The following is a 20931-nucleotide window of genomic DNA, read 5'->3' as shown; positions in this document are numbered from 1 at the left end:
TTTCTTGATTTAGCATTTATTCCAAAATCTTCTCTATTCTTGTTAGTTTACCTTCTGCATTAATACCTTCAAGTACCACCCGCAATCTTTTACTAATATCATTATTGTAAAACTCAATTTTGTAGGTTTTATTCTTCTTATCAGTTAATATATAAGGATTCCAATATAAAGTAGTACGCACATCTGGCTGACTATTATTATTTACGCTATAGTTAGGGCTGTAAAACTCTTTATACGGTGTATAACCAGCCAATATTTGATACCCTAAACCACCATTTCCAGGACCAGGTGCTTGTTTAACATCGCCGCCTTTACGTGTGTAAATTGCAATAGCACCACCCGCGCCACCGCCAGAAGCACCGAAAAATGGTGGGCGAAATACTTTAATATAAGCCACATCACTCATAGGAAGACTTTTAACTTGGTCTATATCGCTACGTATTTCGTTTAAAAATACTTCAGGTGTGCCACCACGCCAGCTAAGAGAGGTTTCTGCACCGTTATTATTAATTTGCAAGCCAGCCACCCTACCTTGTAAATAGCTAAATACATCAATGGCACCCAGCGAAAATGGATCGTTTACAACATCAAACTGAGTAGCGTCACCACCTGTGAATAAACCAGATGCGTATTTTTCATCCAAAATATCTTTAGCACTTTTAGTTGTAGATTTTACAATTACCTCTTGCAAGTTGGCAGCAGCTAATAATTTATCAAGGCGCAATTTTTCGTTGTAGAAAAATTTACTTCTTGCAAGTGCAATGCTATCTATTGATTTAAAACCCCATAATAAAGGTGAACTAGCTATTGCTGTAAATAATTTTGACGGTGCCGGCGTAAGACCAGAATTTACACGGACTTCTGCACGATCGGTCATTTTTTTATCACCATTGAAAGAATAATACACTCTAATGGTATCGTAAAAGGTAACGCCACGTACTAGAAAGTTACCCGATTTGGTTACGGAAACCAATGGCACCATTTGCTTACTACTATCTTTTGCTTGTAAAATAAGATTGATATAAGGCGGTAGTTGTGCGCCACTCACTTTGTTAAATCCAAATACTGAACCTTTAATTTGTAAAAAATCTGTATCTTTAGCGTTCGTAATAATTGGTGGCTGCGATTTGGCAATATCTACCCAGTTAAACCGACGCCAGCCATGTGTTAGCATTACTAAATCTAAATGCTGACGCACACTATCTACATCGCTTGAAAAGTAGTAAGCAGGATTATGCAAATACCCTTTTATATCGCCAGCTAGTAATAATTGCGAAATAATAGTATTGCTATTATCAGTTAGTAGGCCTGCATCAGTTACTGCCATCGACATATTTGACAAAGTTGTATCTGATACATATACATCTATTTTGTTTTTACCTCTTGGCTTAGTAGATTTTTCTAACACACGCACATCTGGAAAAAATTCATAATCATTATTGTTTACAAATACCACACGTTCAGCAATAGGTACCCAATTGGCGTCAAAAAGGGTTATTTGCAAAATGCCACTAGGCAAATCTGCTGTAGGTATTTCGCCCACACCCGAAGTTTTTACAGATAGATTGACACGAGACTTATAAATTTCATGTTGGTTTATATGTGCAATAGCATTGAGGGTTTTAAAATTGTCTGGTGCATCAGCACTACGTTTTATTACAAACAATACTTTGTTGCGTAAAGGCTGCACCTGAATGGTGGCAGCTGCAGCCCTAGTTACAGGTATTGGCGTGGTGTGCGTTTGTTTATTTTCATCGGTCCATACCGCAGTATAGGTTTCTTTTGCATTCACATCTAACGATAGAACCCCCATCCCATCATGGTCTGTACTAAATGAATCAATCAATTCATTTTTAGTATTTTTAATAGCGCCTACCACATTAACAGGAATGCCAAACTGGTTGGTAGCCAAAAAAGCAATGCGTTGGTTAATACCACCAACTAAATCACCCGCTTCTGGTAAAAACTGAACAGTAGTAATAGATTTTACAGGCACTGTTTTATTAGTAGTAGTCGCTTGCGATTGATCGATACGCAAATCTTTATTGTATAAAAAAGCAGTATCAAAATTGAGCATCCAATTGGTATAAGCTTTGGCATGAATGAGCTTACCTGCATATTTTTCAGGTACTACAAACTGCCCACGTGCAGAAGACTCGAACATTGGAGCTGCCGTATGGCTGAGTAATTTACCTTGGTCGTCAAACCAATCAACATAAAAATTTTTACTATAGGTTGTCAGGTCTGTCCCTGTCATTACATAGGCTTTATACCAAATGGTTTCGCCCTTGTTGTAAATGCTTTTGTCGAAGTGAATGTGAATTTTTTCTTGTTGGTAATTTTCTGCGTAGAGATTCATCATTGAATCTATTTGTTGTGCAGACAACTTACAAATACTAATGGTGATAAATGCCAATACAAGGCTAATTTTTTTCATGTGCTCTTTTTTGTTAGCTTTTGCTACAGCAAACGTTACTATAATTTCGCAGCTTCTAAAAAATTATGCTTGAAATTTTATCAACGTTTTTTGCTTGGTTAAGTGTTACAAACTTCTATTAAATAGTGATTGCAATGACGATTTTTTTATTGGTGGTATTTTTTTAGACGCAATGGCAAATTAAAGCTGCTAAAAGTGTTACCGCTAAAAGACAACGCTATAGAAGCAAAATTCCGCTTATGCCATTGTACAAGAGCTTTTTAGCGGATTCAAGCAAATAGGCAGCACAACAATTGCTAATATTAGATAAAGCAGACAGCCACTAGCTCAAAAAGTTTAAATTTGACTTTAGTAATATGACTTGTTAATCGTCTCGCTTGCGCAGGCTGCCTTTTTGTTTGGCGGCTTTGTATTGCTCAAAACATTGTTGTATATAATAGCCAAATTCGAGGTCGTTTAAAAACTGAAGCCCTTCGTAACTTGGGCGATATTGCCGCATAAAACTATCTATTTCGGGGGTTTGCAGCTTGGTTATTTTGCGTACTAGCAATTTATTAAAACGATAATTAACGTATTTATCTTGCTCTTGCTGTACAAGCCTATTTTGCAAATATTGTAGGTTTCGGTTGCGCTTAAAGCGAAACATATTAATAAATTCATCCAAATCGAGCCCAACAGTTACACCACCCGGATTAAAGCCTTGATTGCGACTAAGCGCAATGCCAGGCTTCTTAAAATCGAAGTATTTTTGATAGTCTTTACGGTTCTGCAATGAATCTAAATGGTAATTGCTATTGCGTACTTTTACCTCTGGTAATAACGCAGAATATACGTGTATGCTAATATCGAAATTATCTTGATTGCGAATGGTATCAACCGCATAATGCTGCGTGGTTTTGTTAAGTAACGAAAACCAAATGGTATCGTTTTTATACACTGTAAGGCGGTAGCGACCTGTAGAATCGGTGAGAGTGCCGCGACCAGACTTGCTAATAACAGCAACGGCCTCAATGGGTTTTCGAGCAGAAATATCGTAAACAGTACCACTAATGGTAACAAACTGTGCCGCAATGGGTTGCCAAAGCAAGGTCATAATAAAAATAAGTAGCAGTAGGTGTAACCGTTGTATCAAAACGTGTATGATTTATCCTGTAATATTAAAGCACTAAGTGCTTATGATAAGCATTTGAATAGATTATTAACGGTTTTTTGCATTATTCTGGCTACAAATGGCTCTAAATTCTGCTTTTTCTAAATCGTTTAAAAAGGTCGTAGCTAAATTTCAATGTACCATTACTGTTTTGCTTAGCTCTGATAAAAATACTTGGTCCACCATCGCTACCAATACCTTTATTGCTTGGCGCATAAGTCGTGTCTCGCTTTTTAAAATTACTTAGCGGTACTTGAAAAGACAAATCGGTGGCTTTGCCATCCATATCATACAAACCTTCTACATACATACGCAGCGCACTACTCTCAATCTCCATTCTTTTTTATAGCAATAGCTGCGTTTTTTACAATTACAGTATCTTCTAATTCGGCAAAAGCAATATTACTAAAATCACGCTTTTTAAAAGCAAATTTTTGTATGGCTTTTATGGGCTCGTAATTAATTAAAGCACCATTTTTTAAAGAGAAAAAAATCGTCGCTGCAATACTTTTCGGATAAATATCAAGTGCATTATTCAGTGTGGCATTGGCTACCATATGGGTATAAAATTTGCCAGACAAGTTACTGGAGGTAATACCTTTTAAACCAAAATTATTAAAGCTATTCATTACTGTTTTTACATCCATGTTAGCCATAGCTAATGTTATAGAAGCATTGATGTTATTATCTAACAGTGTGGTTAAAGACCCACTAATTGTCATAGTACCGCCAGCATGTTCAAGACTTATTTCATTAAGCAGCCATTTATTTTCAAGCAATGATAGCGTTGCTTTTATGTTCGTTGCCTGAAAATTTTGATACCGCAAATTATCTGCCTCAAACGATAGTGTAATATTGCTATTCGTCAATACATTGTTTATTTGAGAAGCTTTTATGGATACAGGCTTTTTTTGAGTGATTTTTTTAACAGCTAGGTTAGTAGAAAACAAGCGTTTTAATGGCTGTAAATTGAGTGACGCACTATAAATACGCCATTGTATGTTCATTTTATCGGCAGCAGCATTGATAATCTTCAACGTATTGGTAGCGCTACCTTGCATAATAATATGATTACTTGCTACATCGCAGTTTAAATTATTCACGGCCAAATCATTTTCAGTAAAAACAATATCGCCGTTGCAATTGGCCAATACTATATTTTTTGGTGTATAAAGCAGGCTAGCATTGCGCAGTGAAACTTTACCGCTTATAGCCGTATTGATGCTATTGTGGTTTTCTAATGGCCCGTTGTAATTAAGATCTAAACGCGCTTTGCCAGACTGCGCCACTATTGCATCGGTTTCTAACAAATTATTGAAAGCTGTGACTTCTACCGATGACGTAAGATGGCATACCAAATTGGGTACGGCAAGGTTAGTAATATCAATTTGCGGTGCGGCAAATACAAACCCTTCCCAAGTACCAGAAAAATTGGTAGCCACCACTTTTGAGTTGGGATCTTTTTTGGGTAAATTTTTAACCACTTCATTGGTGTAGTAACCATTAAAGCTACAGTTTTTAAAATCGATAAATTGGTTGTGCAGAACATTGTTTGTAACTATCCAATTTATATTTACCAAAGGATCGCCACTATTAAGTAAACCACTAATAGTGGCATTAATATCAATGGGCTTTTCTACGCTTACCATTAATACTGCTTTAGCCAAGTTTGTTGTTACTAATGATCGGGCAAAATTGTAATCAATTTGCTTGCTGTGTATTTCTAGAAAAAAACTAGGTATAGTACTAAAAATAAATTTACCACTAAACATAAATGGTTGTTTTGACAGTACTACTTGAATATTTTGAAAACTTAAAGCAGGTTGTTGTTCATTAAATTGGACATCGAATTTACCTTCTAATAATTGGTTGGTTGCAAATAAGCCATTAGGAACATAAAAGCCCAAACCCTTAATGAAAACATTCGCATTAACGTGTACTTTGATACTGCTATCTAGCCTTTCAAAAACAGTACCTAAGTGTTTTACAGCAAAACCATATTGTTTCTGTTTTACAGCATCAGAGAAGTTGAGTGTTACATCGTTTAATTCCAATTGTTGCAAATGAAAACTTTGTTTAGCAACGGCACTTGTGTCTAAATCAGTGTGCTTTTTCTTGGTTAAAAGATAGCTATTTGTATAGCCATTTGTCAATGTAAACACATTAATATTTGCGTGGTCTAGCCGAATTCTATCCACCGCAACGCTATTTGAAAAAATAGTAGCCCAACCAATTTTTATAAATACCTGCTTAGCTGTAAGTAGTGGTATATGGTGGCTTGCAAACTGACTATCTTTTATACTAACATCTTTTAACACTATACTTGCTGAGGGGAAATTTTTAAATGGGCTCAAATCAATAGCACCAATCGTTACATCGCCCGAAATATTGCTACTAAGCTGAGCTGTAATGGTTTGTAGTATAGTTTTCTGGTGTGTATAAAAATAGACGTAGCTAGTGGTGATGGTTAATAGTAAACAAGTAAAAACAATACCAAATGACCAAAGTAATCGTTTTCTATTTTTTTGCATGCTTATTTAAACATAAAAAACATGCCGCAAATACCGGTTCTATATAGTTTTAGTACAAAATAAGTAATACAAGTAGGTAATGCCATTAAAATACCATATTACCCTTGGTTTTTATCTGCTCATTGGTTAATTCTGCTACCAATTGCACACCTGCAATACTTTTAATAGCTTGTCGAATCCAATTACATTTATCGTCATCTACAAGATCGCCTTTCATCAACCATAAAAAATCCATATGCTTAAACTCTGGCAATAAATATTCGCCGTCGCAATGGTTGTGGTACAAATAATGGCTTAAAAAACTATTAGCTTCTTGCGATTGATAAATAGAAAAATGGTAGGTTCTATCCTTACGGCGCAAGGGAATTTCGTAATCGTTATTTAACCGAAAATCAAAGCCCAACAAGCTGTTTAATTGCCAACAAAACTGATAGTTTTTTAAAGGCGCGATTATGCCAAGTAGCCTTGTATCTTCAAAAAAGTCATCGTTGAGTTCTTCTATGTTGAGGCGTAGTTTCATACTTTGCTTCCTTTGAAATAATATCAAATATCATCTTACAATATCCTCAATTTAGCATAATTCAGCATGATTTTCTTCTCACCATTATTATCAAAATTGATATTGGCAATAGGGTTGTGTGCTGAGCCTTCTACTTTAGCTACTGTACCAAAACCAAATTTTTGATGCTCAACACGCATACCTGCTTCTAGCCCACTTGTATCGCTAGCTACAAAGTTTTCTGATGGCATATGCACGGCTGTAACCGCAGGCTTGCTAATAGCTGCGGGCTGTAAATAACTTGGTCTGGCATTGTCTGGCTTTTTAGCGGGTGGGACGCCATAGCGCAAATCTGTTTGCCCACTACTACCGCCTCCAAAGCCTCTGTTCATACGTTCAAACGCTGTACCCATGTTGCTCATGCCTTGGTTTCTCGCACCGCCACCAGCGTAAGTTTTATCTAAAAACTCTTCTGGCATTTCTTCTAAAAAGCGACTTGGCTCATTTTGTACTAGCTGACCAAAGCGATACCTTGCATTGGCATAGGTTAGCCACAATCTATCTTTTGCCCTCGTTATAGCTACGTAAAATAATCTGCGTTCTTCTTCTAGTTCTTCTCTTGTATTAATGCTCATGGCGCTCGGAAACAAGGTTTCTTCTATACCCCCTACAAACACACAACCAAACTCTAGCCCTTTAGCAGCGTGAATGGTCATTAATTTTACCACATCCTCGTTTTCTTTGTCTTTATCGCTGTCGGTAAATAGGGAGACGTTTTGCAAAAATGCACCCAAACCTTTATTACCTACTTCCCCATCTTCAAAGTTGTCGGGCGTTTCTGTCCACTCTTTGATGGAGTTTAGCAATTCCTGCACGTTTTCGTAACGTGCTAACCCTTCGGGTGTTTTATCGCCAAACAATTCTTTAACCAAATTGGTATGCTTGCCTACTTGCACCGCCACATCATAAGCATTCTTATCATTCAATAAAGTATTAAAATACTTAATCATGGTGGCGAAGTTTTGCAAGGCTTCTAGCGTGCCGCCTTTAAAGCCAAATTCTGCCGCCCTAGTTACCGCTTCAAACATGGTGATGTTTTGCTCATTGGCCACTACTATCAATTTCTCGATAGAGGTTTTACCGATGCCACGCACAGGATAATTAATGATACGCTTGAGTGCTTCTTCATCTTGCTGGTTCACAATGATGCGCAAATACGCAATCATATCTTTCACCTCTTTGCGTTGATAGAAGCTTACCCCACCATATATTTTGTAAGCAATACCCATTTTGCGTAAGCTTTCTTCATAAGCACGGCTTTGCGCGTTGGTGCGGTACAAAATGGCAAAATCTTTATTGGCATAATGGTTACGCAATTGCTGTTCCTTAATGCTATCGGCTACAAATTTGCCTTCTTCATTATCGGTCATGGTGCGTACCACTTTTATTTTATCCCCGGGTTTATTGTCTGTCCAAAGCTCTTTAGGTATTTGGCCTTTGTTATTATTAATTACCTCATTGGCCACTTTTAAAATGCTTTGTGTACTGCGATAATTTTGCTCAAGCTTTACCACTTTTACATCATCATAATCTTTCTGAAACTGTAAAATGTTTTCTATAGTAGCACCCCGAAAACTATAAATACTTTGTGCATCATCTCCCACCACACAAATGTTTTCATGCATAGCTGCTAGTAACTTAGTAATCTGATATTGCACCGTATTAGTATCTTGGTACTCATCTATCATGATGTATTTAAACTTGCTTTGGTACTTAGCCAATGCTGCTGGCTGTGTGCTTAACAGTTCAAACATTTTAAGCAATAAATCATCAAAATCCATAGCCCCGTTTTTAAAACACTTATGGGCGTAAGCGGCATAAATCTGTGCAATAGCGGGTCTATTAGCCCTAGCATCTTCTTGTTGTAAATGGTAGTCAAGCGCATATTCTGTAGGACCAACCAAGGCATTTTTTGCGGCTGAAATTCTGTTATGAACAATATTAGGCTTGTAATGCTTATCATCCATTTGCAGCTCGTTAATCACGGCTTTAATAACGCTTCTGCTATCGTCTGTATCGTAAATGGTGAAATTGTTAGGGTAACCAATTCTGTGCGCTTCTGCACGCAAAATTTTGGCAAATACACTATGAAAAGTACCAATATATAGGTTTCTTGCCTCGCTATTATTGAGTATTCTCTGAATACGCTCTTTCATCTCCGCCGCCGCCTTATTGGTAAAAGTTAGCGCCAAAATATTAAACGCGTCTACCCCGTTGGCCATAAGGTGCGCAATACGTGTGGTTAACACTTTGGTTTTACCACTGCCAGCGCCAGCCACTATCATCAACGGCCCGTTCACATGTAGTACCGCTTCGCGCTGTTGTTCATTCAATCCACTTAAATAATCCTGCATTGGGCGAAGATAAATCTTCAATTGGCAAACAAAATTTGTTTATCTATCAGATTGCCAGTTGTGGAGAATTTTTTAAGTTACGGGTGTTGTTGTTCAACCAAGTGCTAACAGGTTTCAAAGTTAGCCCTATTTGATATAAACTATTTTTACAAAGCATTCATAGCTATGTGCTTATTATCAGAAGCATTAAAAGCGGCTTACACTAGCGCATCTGTACAATAGATAGCCATTTGCAGCAGCAACTTGTATATGTACAATGGCCGCTTACAGTTTGCGGCAGCCTTTTGTATCTCTACAATGACTTCCCGCAGTTTGCAGCAAGCTGTTGTACCTATACAAAGCCCTCCCCCAGTTAGTAACAGCCCTTTGTATGGGTACAATGGGTTATCGCGGTTTGCAATAGCCTATTGTATAAGTACAATGCTTAGCCAATATCGGTTAAAGTGGATTTTTTGAAAAAGTGGGAAGCCCCTTTTAACTTTTGGGAAGATTAGATGCCAATGCCCTGTTATAATCTAATACAACCTGTTTAAAAATATTGGATAATTACTATTCAATTTCAACAAGTTATTGCTAGCGACTACCAAAGTATCATATTTCACTAGCACTGTCTTGATAGTTCAAGCAACCATTTCTCCAGCCTCCCATCTGGAATCAGCTTAAAACATTAAGCGCCTCAGTAGGGAGGCGCTTAATGATAAAATGTTTTTATTGTACTGTATAATTAATCGTATAAGTTTCTGTAGATGATTTATCAGGTGATGACAATTTAACACTTATTGTACCAGAGGTAGTGCCGTTTTCGATAAAGTACCAAGACCCAATTGGTAAAGTAGTCATGCTTGCAGTTACAGTTACACCCATAGCTGTAAAAGCACTATTATTAATACTACCTAACATTTGTACACTAGTAGCCTGAGTAGGTTGCGCAAACACATAAAAGGGCCTGTAGTTTTTGGAATAGTAACTGTATAACTGGTAATACTAGGAGAAAACGCCGGACTTACACTATACTTGGTACTTGGTGATGTGGCAGGTGAAATATAAAGTGCGCTAAGCGTTGCATCTGAAGCGTTGTAGGCTGCACTAGGTAATTGATTGAGAATTGACGCATTTGTTGGATAAGCCATGCTTGACTTTACACCAGCGTTAGTAAAAGTAGGAATGGCGGTTCCCAATTGAAATGTTGTACTTGGATTTATTACCGTTGTTTTTTGTGCGCCATTAAGTGTATACAAAACAAAATAAGGCTGAGATGAGCTATTATTTTGAATCACTACATTATTACTATTATCCAACTGTAACACACAGTTTTGTGTATAGTTATTATTGCTATAGCCAAGTAGGGTGATAACGAAAATTAATGCAATGAGATTTTTTTCATGTTGTTTAGGTTTTTTTCAAATAAAAAAAATACATTCTTTTTTAAAAATGTAATGTATATGTTTTTTTAGCTTGACCATCTCCTGAAATAACAGTGATATATTTCGTATTTCCTGGACTTACATTCATAAAACCTGATACAAAATTTCCCGCGGAATTATAAACATCTACGTTTGGTGCTGCTTGAACATTAAAAGCTGCTACGGTACCATCAATTAGTACTTTACCGCTACCATTCGAAAAATCAGAATTCATATTACTCGTCACAACAACTAACACTTTTAAGGGAAATGATATGCCTGATTTAGGTTCAAGATTTAAGGAATATTGTGTTCCTGTAGGGACCCAATTTATTGGGGCTTGATTATTCCATGAACCACTGAGCGTTAGAGGATTGTTACCTTGAAAAGGATTAAGGCAAGTAGGATTGTAAGTGCAATAGACCGAAATATTTGAAACTAGCATAGTCTTACCTTTATAGGTATTACCAGAAATTTCGGTCTGCGCATAATTTTTGTTGTTATAAGCAAGCAAAGCCATAACAAACATTAATTTAATTAGATTTTTTTTCATGGTGTTTGTTTTGTTGATTCCTAAGAATCAGATTATAAATGAAATTTTTTGATGTATCTTGTTTTGATTAGAAATTAGTACACAACATCCGCTCTTTCCATTTTACTACTACGTCCATCCTTATACAATACTTTTATAGCATATTTATACTCGGTAGATGGTTTTACATCTTCATCCACATATCTTTTTTTAGAGGCAGGTAAAACACTTATTAATGATAAAGCTTCACCTGATGTACTTCTATAAACCCAATATTCCTTAGCATCCTCTTCTGTATTTTGCCAGCTTAGTTCGATGTACTTGTAAAGCGTAGAAACATAAGTTACTATATTTTTGACACCTTTTTTAATCTCTTCTGCTTTTTTTATGGATGCAGACAAAGGTTCAGAACGTGGACTTAATAAGGCACTAGAATCGACTGCTTCTACGGTATAATAGTAGGTATTACCTGCAGTTACGGCTTTATCTATATAAGCTGTATCGGTATTTTTAGCTGTAGCAATTTTATTCCAAGTTTTAGAAGTATCAGACGATATTAACTTGTAAATATTATAGCTTGCTACATCCTTACTAAAGCTCTTAATCCATTCTAAATACATCTGCTTATCCTTTTCTACTACTACTGCCAAGCGAGGTGGAGCTGGCGGGATGATATCAGGTCGCTTAATAGCCACAATGTCTGATGCCTTTGATTCGTTATATCGTTGGTCTACAGCAACTACTTTATAAAACATGGCTGAGTTTAATTGATTTAACGGAAGGGTATCTAAAAAGATATTTTTCCCTTGCGGCGTTGCATTAAGTATAGCAAACTCGCCGTCCCTCTTTAATACGCGCAACACTCTGTATCCTAAAAGATCTGGTTCGGTATTATTAGCCCATTGTAATGTTACCACGCCCAAAGAATCTACCTTACCAGTAATACCAACAGGAATAGCAGGTGGAATAGAATCTATTAATTGGTAAAAAAACGGGGAAGATGTGGTAGTTTGACCGTTTCTATTTCCAATTGCCTTTACTTTAAAATAAGAAGACTCATCTTTAATGATCAACGACATTTCCTTTTGCTTAGTATTACCCCCTTTAACTTCATCAACCTTAGCAAAAAGTGTATCCGCTTTAGTAGATTTATAAATTTCGTATCTATCTACCACATCATTTAAAGAATCTGGTAAAGTCCAAGCGATGGTTAACTTATTTCTATTAGTAGAATCGACACTTTTAATCAGCGGTGCAACATTTAAATCGGGTCCACCTACACCACTTACTACATTAGCTGATTCGCCAGTAAGTCCAAAAATATTAATACCCTTTAGTCGATAGTAAAACTTGATTTTATTTGGAATCGCATCTGTTGTTTTTAAAACTGTTGAGTCTTCTGGCTTTTCATTTTCACCAGGAATTTTAATATAAGGTAAGCCTATACGTTTAAATTGAATAGAATCGGTTGAACGTTCTAACAGTGTAGCAAAATAATAAGCACTTACGTCCTTTATGTTCCAATCAAATGCTACAGTTCTATTGCCAAATACCGCATTAAGTTGAGGCGACTTAGGTAATAAAGAATTTTCAGCACTAATAAATGTATTAGCTACAGTTTGATTAATATTGGTATTTGCAACCTTTACACGATAAGTATATGTTTTACCTTTTTCTATAGTTGTATCAACAAAAGCAGAAGCCGATTGCACAGCCGCTTCGGTTTCATAAGATGAATTAAGAAAGTATAAGCTATATAGTTGGTCATCTTGAGCACCTCTTGCCTCTTCACTATTTGGTTTACTTAATAAAAAAACCATGGCTTGGAAAACATAACTATTGGTGTCGTACTTAGATAGTTGCGCCTCTGAAATGGGTAAAATAACGTTTTTATTAAGCTTAATAAAGTTATTTGAAGTGCCTTCCGCTCTTTCAACATCGAACCCTTTTTTAAGGGCGTAACGCCATTGTTTGGCATTATCTAACAACCAACGAACAACTACTTTTTTTTCTGTACGAAAGCCCTGTGCCTTAATACCAATTTTTGTTATTGGGGCTTGAGCCATAAGAGAACTCTGAGATAATAAAAGTAATAAAGCAATGAATAATTTATATAAATGTCGCATAAGTGATTTCATAATTTTAATTCTAATTTTTATTAGTAGGGTCTACACTTTTGATTTGAGGAACTACTTCCAATTTGGGCATACCCATCCCAGTGACAACATTATTTGGTTTGCTAGTAAGACCAAATAAATTGACACACTTAATTCGATAATAAAATTTGATATTGTTTGGAATTGAATCGGTAGCGCTTAGGGTTACGGAATCTATAGGGCTATCGCCTTCATTTGGATATTTAATATAGGGCTGTCCTATGCGTTTAAAATTGATAGAATCTGTAGAACGTTCGAGTAAGGTTGCAAAATAGTAATCATCAACGTCCTTAATATTCCAATTAAACGCCACTGTTCCATCACCAAAAACAGCGTTAAGTTTTGGCGATTTGGGCATCAATGGTATATCAGCAGTAACAATTGTTTTGCCTATTGTTTGCGTAATAGTTGTATTGGCAACTCTAACACGGTATGTATAGCTTTTACCTTTCTCAATAGTGGTATCAATAAAACCTGAAGCAGTTTGAACCGCTGCTTCTGTTTCGTAAGAAGCATTAAGGAAATATACATTATACAATTTATCATCTTGCACACCGCTATCGTCCTCGCTCTTAGGTTCCGTTAGTAAATAACCCATGGCTTGAATAACTAAACTATTGGTGTCATACTTAAAAAGTTGCTCTGCTGAAATTGGGAGAATAACACTTTTATTTAGCTTAATAAATTTGTTTGAGTTACCTTCTGCTCGTTCAACATCAAATCCCTTTTTAAGTGCATAACGCCATTGTTTGGCATCATCTAATACCCAACGCAAAACAATTTTTTTTTCTGTGCGAAAGCCAATCGTTTTAATTCCAATTTTTGTAACAGATGCTTGAGCCATTAAAGAACTAAGTGATAGCAAGAAAAAGGCTAGAATAAACAGTTTATACAAATATTTCATATACTATTTTTATTATTAATTTATGAGAACGAATTCTATAGTTTCATCTAAATTTCCTGTTGAACAAAAATTGTTTATTTAATAAAAGTTTATATCTAACATCTTCTTAACGCTTTACAAATCAACTGTGATGCTTTATTTTGTATATCCTGCTGTGCTTTTTGTGCTGCTGCGGCATCCGCTGCTGCCTTTGCTTTTGCAGCATCGAGTGCTCTTTGCACCGCTTGTGCTGCTGCTTGCTGGGCTGCTTGGGCTGCTGCGGCATCTGCTGCTGCCTTGGCTGCAGCTGCTGCTTTCGCTTGATCAATTAATCTTTTTGCATCATCCTGAATTTTTTGGGCTGCCGCAGCATCTGCGGCCGCTTTTTGTGCCGCTAATTGTTTCGCTTGGTCAATTGCGGATTGCGCTGTTTGCTGTTCTGCTTTCTGTGCTGCTAATAGCTGTGCTGCTTGTGCTTTTTTCGCTGAATCGGCTGCTGCTTTCGTAAGATTTAGCAATGAATCTGCTTCACTCTGAATTTCACCCTGTACTTTTTTTACAGTAGCATCATCTATGAATTCGCAATTCGTTCCTTTTTCAAAATTTATAGTAAAATCACCAGTTTTTTCAAAAATCAAAAACCTCACTTTATACTTTCCGTTAAACTCACCCTTAAAATATAATGGTTTAGGTCCTTTTACATATAAGTCCGCATTGATACTAGCATTAAAAACCTCCCATTGCTTTTTATAATGTGTTCCTGCAATATCAAACTCGAACTGAACCCCAGCACTACCATTTAACCAAGCTTTTAAATTACCGTCACCTACCCAGCCATTGAAGCCTGCTTTTTCGCCATTGCAAATAGGGTTATCAAAATGCGCTAGTTGTATGTCAATTTTTACGCCGCCATCCACATGTGCATACAAGAAGGCTTTTGAATAATCTAGATTATATTGAACACCCATACCACATCTTATGGCAAAACCTGCATTGCCCAAACTCGTTTTAAGGTCGTTGCCAATCATAAAATAGCCAGTTCCACCTAAATCGAAAGGTCCTTCTTTGTAACGCAAAGCAATTGGGCTTTCAGGAGATCCTACTTTGATATCCCAATTATTGTTTCCAATGAAAAACGAAGCTGTACCCGCTTTGTAGGAACCTTGATCACCATATAGCTTATTTTTCTCATTCACATATACATCCATTGATCCTGAATATGTGTCATTTTTGAAATCTAGATTGATTAAAACTTTACCCCAGACTACAGCACCATTTTGTTGAGGCGTGGATGACGAACTTGACGAAAATGCTTTCATACTAGACTTCATACTTGAAGCATCATCTTTACTATCACCGCCAGTATACATTTTGAAATTACCCGAAATTAGTACTTGATTCACACCCCAATTGGTATTGAACACAATCTCAAAACCTGCATCAGCAGTCATAATATCTTTCTTAACTACATCAAACATTATCCCCGCTCTCACACGTAAAAAAGCATTATTATCTGGTACATAGAGAATACCGCTTGGAAATAATTTACTGTCCTTGTTAGAGGTGTTCATTTTATAAGATGCACCACCACTGAAACCAGTAAATGTAATTTCCCCAGCCTTAATTTGCAAACCATCAATACTGCCATCTACAGACCAATATCGGAAGTCATCTTTAACACCAAATATACCTTTTGCTTTTAATTCAAATTTATCCGCATCCAAAGTAAAGTCACCTGCAAGCCCATTACCAAAAATTGGGTCATTTTTAAGGATGGTTACAACACCTGAGAATTTAGTCTTTCCAAAATCAGCACTAACGCCTATTTGTCCAAGCTGAAAACTTTGGTATTGCCATTCGTTTTGTTGTTCGTTATAAACTGCATTGATAGTAAAATCTGTTTTACCCTCAATTTTTTCATTCATTAATTTGATGTCAAGTCCCAACTTCATAGAAGCAGTTTCAGCAGAGCCATTTGATGAGGTACCCTTAGCGACTTGTATATTATAATCAGCTTCAAAAGAGGCAATACGCAAAGCACCTTCCGCACCCATTGCTTTTACGGAAAAATAAGGCTTTACAGTTTGAAGTGTAAGCTGTTCAAACGTAATGCCATCACAACTAAATGTTTTCTTTTTATCTGACTTTCCATCCGCTACTTTCTCATCTTTACCACCATCCGTATCAAAAGATAATTTACCTGTTAATACTGCTTTTGGCCTAAAAACACCATCCACTACCGCTAATGTTATAGAAGAACTAGGGTCTAGCGTCAACGTTGATTTCCAGAAATCTGCTTTTAAACCATTGGTAAAACTTACCTGTATAGAATAATCGCCAGCGTCACTGATAGTACCTTTATAGGTTAAATGATCACTTCCAGTTTTAGTTTGTATCGGCAGTATAATATTACCAGCTAAAGATCCGCCACCTAATTCACTACCTTTAATCTTTAAACCAAATTGGTCTACACTAAATGGCCATTTGTCTGCAGCGCCTTCGGCAAGCGACATAATATTTTTAGCGTCTATTGTTGTTGAAAAACCAGTAGCATCCAATACACCAAAAGGAGCAGAAATAGTAAGCCTATTATTGGAGCTTACCCGTCTAAACTCTTTAGGTAAGTAAACTTGTAAATCATTTACAATAAGACCTACCCAGGTATTCGGTTCATCGGGTTGCACACTCGTTAAATAGGTACTAAAACCTGTAGGCAGTGATGATGGATTTTTAGTATCCGACATGTCTAGTGTTGCATCCTTAATTAACAGGGCGTACCCTATTACTTTTTTTAGCATAAAAGGATGGCTAAACTGTAGTTTATTGATAATTAAATCGCTAAATGAATTAACCACAACATTAACAGGCGCCGAAGCTCTCTGTTTAGGATCAGTTAGTGGCAAATAGTTATTGTCGATAGGAATATATACATCTTTTGATAATAATACATCACCTCTAATACCTACTTCTACAAAGCCAGAGCAATCAAATTTAAAATAAGTTTGATTGTCTATTTTTCCTGGCGCTTGTGCATCATTTCCATTTAAAGATAAACTCCAATCGCCTGAACTTTTAACTGCTTCATTACCAATTAAAGCCAACTTACCATCCGAAACAATACCACCAACTCTTGTTAATTCAACAATACCAGCAAAGTATAATTCCTTTTTGTTGCCATTTTCATCTCTTTCAGGCAATACTATTCTTGCAAAAGCCCTTGCAAAAGTACCATTACCAGTAAATTCAATATTTGAAATACCAACTTGGTACTCTGAACCTCCAATTTTTTTCTTGACACCAAAAGGAAGTTGCACACTTGCATTTTCAGCGATTGTACTTACCCAAGTGCTAGATTTGTTGATCTCATCTAAAATATTTTTCGCAGAATCTCGCAATTGTTGAGAGGCATCATTTGGTGCGAATTCTTCTCTAATAGACTCGTAAGACAAATCTTCATATGGATGACTGACAGGCGAGTGCTCAATTTTCTTAATGTCGGTAGCATCATTAACAGCCCCTTTTTTTACGTCGTTACGTGTTTTAGTAACGCCGTCACCTTCCTTGTTAGCATAAGTTGCGATACTTGCACAGCAAACAAAAGAAAATAATAATAATATATACCGAGCAGATTTTGACAAATTATAAATTACCAATTGCATATAAAAAGAGTTAGTAGGTTATAGAGTATTAATATATTAATTATTACTTGGATTAATTTTTCCTTCAATCACTTCTCGATCTTTATTTACCTTGATATTCGTAAATGAAACGGTCATTTTGAAAGGCTTGCCTAACCAAACCTCGATAGTACCTTTGCCTGAAAAGACACCACTTTGGCCAGATATTTCAGATATTATAATAGAATAATCGCCCGCAGTGATGATATCCTGCTCTTTTAAGGCATCTATTAAATCTTTTTGTTTGTCTTTTTTTGGTGGCCTTGTGCCGCAATTGGCATTAACTTTTTTGAGAACTGCTGCTGCAGCATCCTGATCGGATGTTTTAAAATCTTTTATGATTGACTCGGCATTTGTACCATCATCACATAAAGTTTTAACCTTTACTTGATAACTCGTTAAGGGCTGTAATCCTGAAAGCGACTTAGTCGGCTCATTAGCACTTTTTACAGATACATCTGTCCAAACCTGATCACCTTTTTTACGATATGAAACCGTAAAGTTTGAATAATCAGGCATTTCTGCCCACGAAATATCTGCTGTAGACTTTGTAATATTATCTGCACTTAACTCAGAAGGACTTTTACACGATGCAAAGTAGTTAAATGAAGCAAAATTACTATATCCATTATTTTGAAAATTAGAAATAAGCGTGCCACCATTGTCGTAGGCCTTTGCTTGTACACGCCAAGCATATACCTTACCAGTTAAAAGTGGCGGATTATCCGCACCATAGATATATCTATTACTGAAAGTACTGTCTGTAAAAAAGGGTTTAGTGGTTAAAAAAGCAGAACTAGGATCTTGTGTATTATTTAATAATTCTATCAATTGTATCGTATATTGTACGCCATTTGTAGGTGCTGATTGCCTAGGCTGCCATTGGAACAAAACATTTTGAATACCTTTTTCTATAACTGTTGCTTTATTTTCTGGTAAGGTGGTAGTTGGTGGGTAATTTACTGAATAGGTTACCGAATAGTTAACGATATCACTCACTTGTCTTCCAGTAGTAGCATCATATAATACAAATCCAAATACTACTTTAGATTGCGGGAAAGGATTTTGGTATTGACTTAAGGTGATACCAGATAAATTATTAAAATCGAAAAGTGGTGCTATGTCTAAATTGGTTAGTCGAACTGGAGAGCCGCCCATCAAAGTGATAGGTGCTAAACCAGATACAACAGATCTAGATGTTGCTATAAAATTATTACCCTTTATTACAACTGCCAGATTTACATTAATATTTTGGGCATTTACAGATTTATTAGTGATGGTTAATACCAAACTAGGTGATGTAGATGCATTTAAATATTTTATAGAACTAGGATATGGCGGATAAATAACAGGCGTGATACTTACTGGAAAATTGCCAGAAATCTGCCCCTGAACTGTAGTACCTAGCATAGTAAAGATACACACTACAGCAATCGATAAAATATGAATAAAATATTTTTGCATGTCTAGAAATTATAATTGTAAGTCAATGTAATGATGCCGTTAGTGGTGTTACTTGCAGTATTGGTTAAGCCGTTATTACTCGCTTTAGTTTGAAATATACCTGAGAATTTAAAATCATGTCTATTTTTTATATTATATCCTACATTGGCTTTTAAATTAACAACATTTACGCGTAAGGCAGTGGTATTGGTATATGTAGTGTTATAAGAAGAGCCAATTTGTGTTAATAATTTCTTATTCAAGAATTTTTTACCAATAGTGAAGCCTGGACCGTAGGCAGTAGTTTTTGTTGTCGAACCTTGGGTTGCTAGATTATAATTGAAATTCATGTTCCACTGGAAGGTTGTTTTTGGATAGAGGGTTGTCATCGTGATATTTCCATTATGAAATTGGTTGGCTTCTTCATCGATGAAAAAATCACCAGCTTTCTTGGTTCCTTTTTGTAAAGAGTATGAAGCACTAATGGATTGTCTAATTTCTTTTGTAGCTTTTAGGATATAATTGGCATTTACCGATAAATTCAAATTGAGTAACACCAATCTGATGGAATCTAAATAATAAGGTATCAAATTATTGGAAGTTGCAATATTATCTAAGTTTCTAAAGTTGGTGATACTCTTATTGTTATTGAACGTTCCGTTAATACTCAATTTATTGGTTGGGTTATAGGTGGCATTGATGCTAGTAATAAACCTACTTCCTGTTTGGCTAGATACCGAATCCGATAAATCGTTCTGAATTCCAAAGCTTGGCGACAAGAACAATTTATTATGAAACAATGGAAAACTAAAACGCATTAATGTATTCTCAAACCCATTTTGGTTATAAAAAGCCCCTAAACACTGATATCCTAAATCTACTTTCTCATATTCTAACCCCATATCTACAGTACCCAAAGTATAACCAAGTTTTACATTTCGTGCAAGTTGTCTGGCGGTAGTGCCATTGACACCTAAAAAACCAGAAAACACATCTTTACCAATTACTGGATTTAGCGGAGATGTTAAATCTTGTGTAATAAAGTTTTTAGCTATTTCTGCTGATACTTTAAGCTGTTGCAAAATGGTGACTGTAGTATTAAGGGTTGCTACAAAGTTTTCTTTTGGTTTAATAGCCAATTCGAATGGGATATTGTAAGCCGTAGTAGAGTCATCTTTTGCATGGAAGAGAGAGCCACCAATAGTAATCCCTTGTTGAAGTTGATACTCAGCAGCCACCCCAATAGCTTTTCTGTTATAAAAAGGTGTAGCGGTTGGATTAAGATTGTAATCACCTGTACCTTTTAAAAGCCTACCTGTCATAAACTTAAATTTAAATTTACCAGGTACGAGATCAAACCCTACACCATTGTATTGAAATCCATTAAGGGAATAGGGTGAAAAAACTGCAGTATTTGTCCCTAAATGCAAGGTTGCCCATTTGTAGTTAGGATTGATTGAGAACTTATTAAAATTCATAGGCGGCACTACACTAAGCGTTGCGTTACTATAAGAAAAACTAACAGGCAAATTAATACCAGCCACAAAAAAGTTGAGATTACCACCTACAACCATTGTAAATGGATCTCTTTGGTTATTAGGATCAGAAGAATAGTTGTATAAAAAAGAGGTATTGAGACCACCATTCAACTTAAAGAGCTTGTCTTTTCCAAAGAGACCTCCCAAGTTAAATTCTTGTGCATTTGCAATTTGAAAAAACTGAAACGACACCAATATAAGGATTAGGTATTTTTTCATAATAAGTTTAGGATGAACAATATATAAATATGATTTACGAGCTTGTATC

The 20931-nt window shown here is 36.2% G+C and carries 14 protein-coding genes; all 14 read right to left on the bottom strand.

What is annotated here, in order from left to right; genetic code table 11:
• Positions 1 to 16: 16 nt before the first annotated feature.
• Complete coding sequence (locus ACFOW1_RS15250) at positions 17 to 2437, bottom strand: hypothetical protein (protein ID WP_379015465.1); 2421 nt, start codon at positions 2435 to 2437, stop codon at positions 17 to 19.
• Positions 2438 to 2801: 364 nt separating this feature from the next.
• Positions 2802 to 3530 carry a carboxypeptidase-like regulatory domain-containing protein gene (locus tag ACFOW1_RS15245; protein WP_379015464.1) on the bottom strand — a complete coding sequence of 243 codons (729 nt, stop codon included), beginning with the start codon at positions 3528 to 3530 and terminating at the stop codon, positions 2802 to 2804.
• Between the two features lie 142 nt (positions 3531 to 3672).
• On the bottom strand, positions 3673 to 3924 hold the full coding sequence (locus ACFOW1_RS15240; RefSeq protein ID WP_379015462.1) for a hypothetical protein: 252 nt from the start codon (positions 3922 to 3924) through the stop codon (positions 3673 to 3675).
• Complete coding sequence (locus tag ACFOW1_RS15235) at positions 3914 to 6118, bottom strand: YhdP family protein (RefSeq protein ID WP_379015460.1); 2205 nt, start codon at positions 6116 to 6118, stop codon at positions 3914 to 3916. The genes ACFOW1_RS15240 and ACFOW1_RS15235 overlap by 11 nt, the downstream gene beginning before the upstream one ends.
• An 85-nt stretch (positions 6119 to 6203) precedes the next feature.
• Positions 6204 to 6638, bottom strand: coding sequence for an IPExxxVDY family protein (locus tag ACFOW1_RS15230; RefSeq protein ID WP_379015458.1), 435 nt, complete (start codon positions 6636 to 6638; stop codon positions 6204 to 6206).
• 35 nt (positions 6639 to 6673) lie between these two features.
• Positions 6674 to 9031: an ATP-dependent helicase gene (locus ACFOW1_RS15225; protein ID WP_379015456.1), complete on the bottom strand. Its 2358-nt coding sequence runs from the start codon at positions 9029 to 9031 to the stop codon at positions 6674 to 6676.
• Between the two features lie 708 nt (positions 9032 to 9739).
• Positions 9740 to 9931 carry a hypothetical protein gene (locus tag ACFOW1_RS15220; RefSeq protein ID WP_379015454.1) on the bottom strand — a complete coding sequence of 64 codons (192 nt, stop codon included), beginning with the start codon at positions 9929 to 9931 and terminating at the stop codon, positions 9740 to 9742.
• Complete coding sequence (locus tag ACFOW1_RS15215; RefSeq protein ID WP_379015452.1) at positions 9925 to 10338, bottom strand: hypothetical protein; 414 nt, start codon at positions 10336 to 10338, stop codon at positions 9925 to 9927. The genes ACFOW1_RS15220 and ACFOW1_RS15215 overlap by 7 nt, the downstream gene beginning before the upstream one ends.
• Positions 10339 to 10456: 118 nt before the next feature.
• A complete protein-coding gene (locus ACFOW1_RS15210) occupies positions 10457 to 10987 on the bottom strand; it encodes a hypothetical protein (RefSeq protein ID WP_379015451.1) in 531 nt (176 codons plus the stop codon).
• A gap of 74 nt (positions 10988 to 11061) precedes the next feature.
• Positions 11062 to 13104, bottom strand: coding sequence for a hypothetical protein (locus ACFOW1_RS15205; protein WP_379015449.1), 2043 nt, complete (start codon positions 13102 to 13104; stop codon positions 11062 to 11064).
• 10 nt (positions 13105 to 13114) lie between these two features.
• Positions 13115 to 14026: a hypothetical protein gene (locus ACFOW1_RS15200; RefSeq protein ID WP_379015448.1), complete on the bottom strand. Its 912-nt coding sequence runs from the start codon at positions 14024 to 14026 to the stop codon at positions 13115 to 13117.
• Between the two features lie 95 nt (positions 14027 to 14121).
• Positions 14122 to 17664 carry a hypothetical protein gene (locus tag ACFOW1_RS15195; protein ID WP_379015447.1) on the bottom strand — a complete coding sequence of 1181 codons (3543 nt, stop codon included), beginning with the start codon at positions 17662 to 17664 and terminating at the stop codon, positions 14122 to 14124.
• Positions 17665 to 17700: 36 nt separating this feature from the next.
• Positions 17701 to 19146, bottom strand: coding sequence for a fibronectin type III domain-containing protein (locus tag ACFOW1_RS15190; RefSeq protein ID WP_379015446.1), 1446 nt, complete (start codon positions 19144 to 19146; stop codon positions 17701 to 17703).
• A gap of 2 nt (positions 19147 to 19148) precedes the next feature.
• Positions 19149 to 20882, bottom strand: a complete 1734-nt coding sequence (locus ACFOW1_RS15185) for a hypothetical protein (RefSeq protein WP_379015445.1) — start codon at positions 20880 to 20882, stop codon at positions 19149 to 19151.
• Positions 20883 to 20931 lie beyond the last annotated feature (49 nt).

Source organism: Parasediminibacterium paludis (assembly GCF_042651445.1).
Lineage (GTDB): Bacteria > Bacteroidota > Bacteroidia > Chitinophagales > Chitinophagaceae > Parasediminibacterium > Parasediminibacterium paludis.
Note: the sequence above shows the minus strand (reverse complement) of the source record. Positions and strands in the feature narration are given on the sequence as shown.

Coding starts and splice junctions, on each gene's coding strand:
- ACFOW1_RS15250 (WP_379015465.1), bottom strand. CDS start 2,437: ATGAAAAAAATTAGCCTTGTATTGGCATTTATCACCATTAGTATTTGT.
- ACFOW1_RS15245 (WP_379015464.1), bottom strand. CDS start 3,530: ATGACCTTGCTTTGGCAACCCATTGCGGCACAGTTTGTTACCATTAGT.
- ACFOW1_RS15240 (WP_379015462.1), bottom strand. CDS start 3,924: ATGGAGATTGAGAGTAGTGCGCTGCGTATGTATGTAGAAGGTTTGTAT.
- ACFOW1_RS15235 (WP_379015460.1), bottom strand. CDS start 6,118: ATGCAAAAAAATAGAAAACGATTACTTTGGTCATTTGGTATTGTTTTT.
- ACFOW1_RS15230 (WP_379015458.1), bottom strand. CDS start 6,638: ATGAAACTACGCCTCAACATAGAAGAACTCAACGATGACTTTTTTGAA.
- ACFOW1_RS15225 (WP_379015456.1), bottom strand. CDS start 9,031: ATGCAGGATTATTTAAGTGGATTGAATGAACAACAGCGCGAAGCGGTA.
- ACFOW1_RS15220 (WP_379015454.1), bottom strand. CDS start 9,931: ATGTTAGGTAGTATTAATAATAGTGCTTTTACAGCTATGGGTGTAACT.
- ACFOW1_RS15210 (WP_379015451.1), bottom strand. CDS start 10,987: ATGAAAAAAAATCTAATTAAATTAATGTTTGTTATGGCTTTGCTTGCT.
- ACFOW1_RS15205 (WP_379015449.1), bottom strand. CDS start 13,104: ATGAAATCACTTATGCGACATTTATATAAATTATTCATTGCTTTATTA.
- ACFOW1_RS15200 (WP_379015448.1), bottom strand. CDS start 14,026: ATGAAATATTTGTATAAACTGTTTATTCTAGCCTTTTTCTTGCTATCA.
- ACFOW1_RS15195 (WP_379015447.1), bottom strand. CDS start 17,664: ATGCAATTGGTAATTTATAATTTGTCAAAATCTGCTCGGTATATATTA.
- ACFOW1_RS15190 (WP_379015446.1), bottom strand. CDS start 19,146: ATGCAAAAATATTTTATTCATATTTTATCGATTGCTGTAGTGTGTATC.
- ACFOW1_RS15185 (WP_379015445.1), bottom strand. CDS start 20,882: ATGAAAAAATACCTAATCCTTATATTGGTGTCGTTTCAGTTTTTTCAA.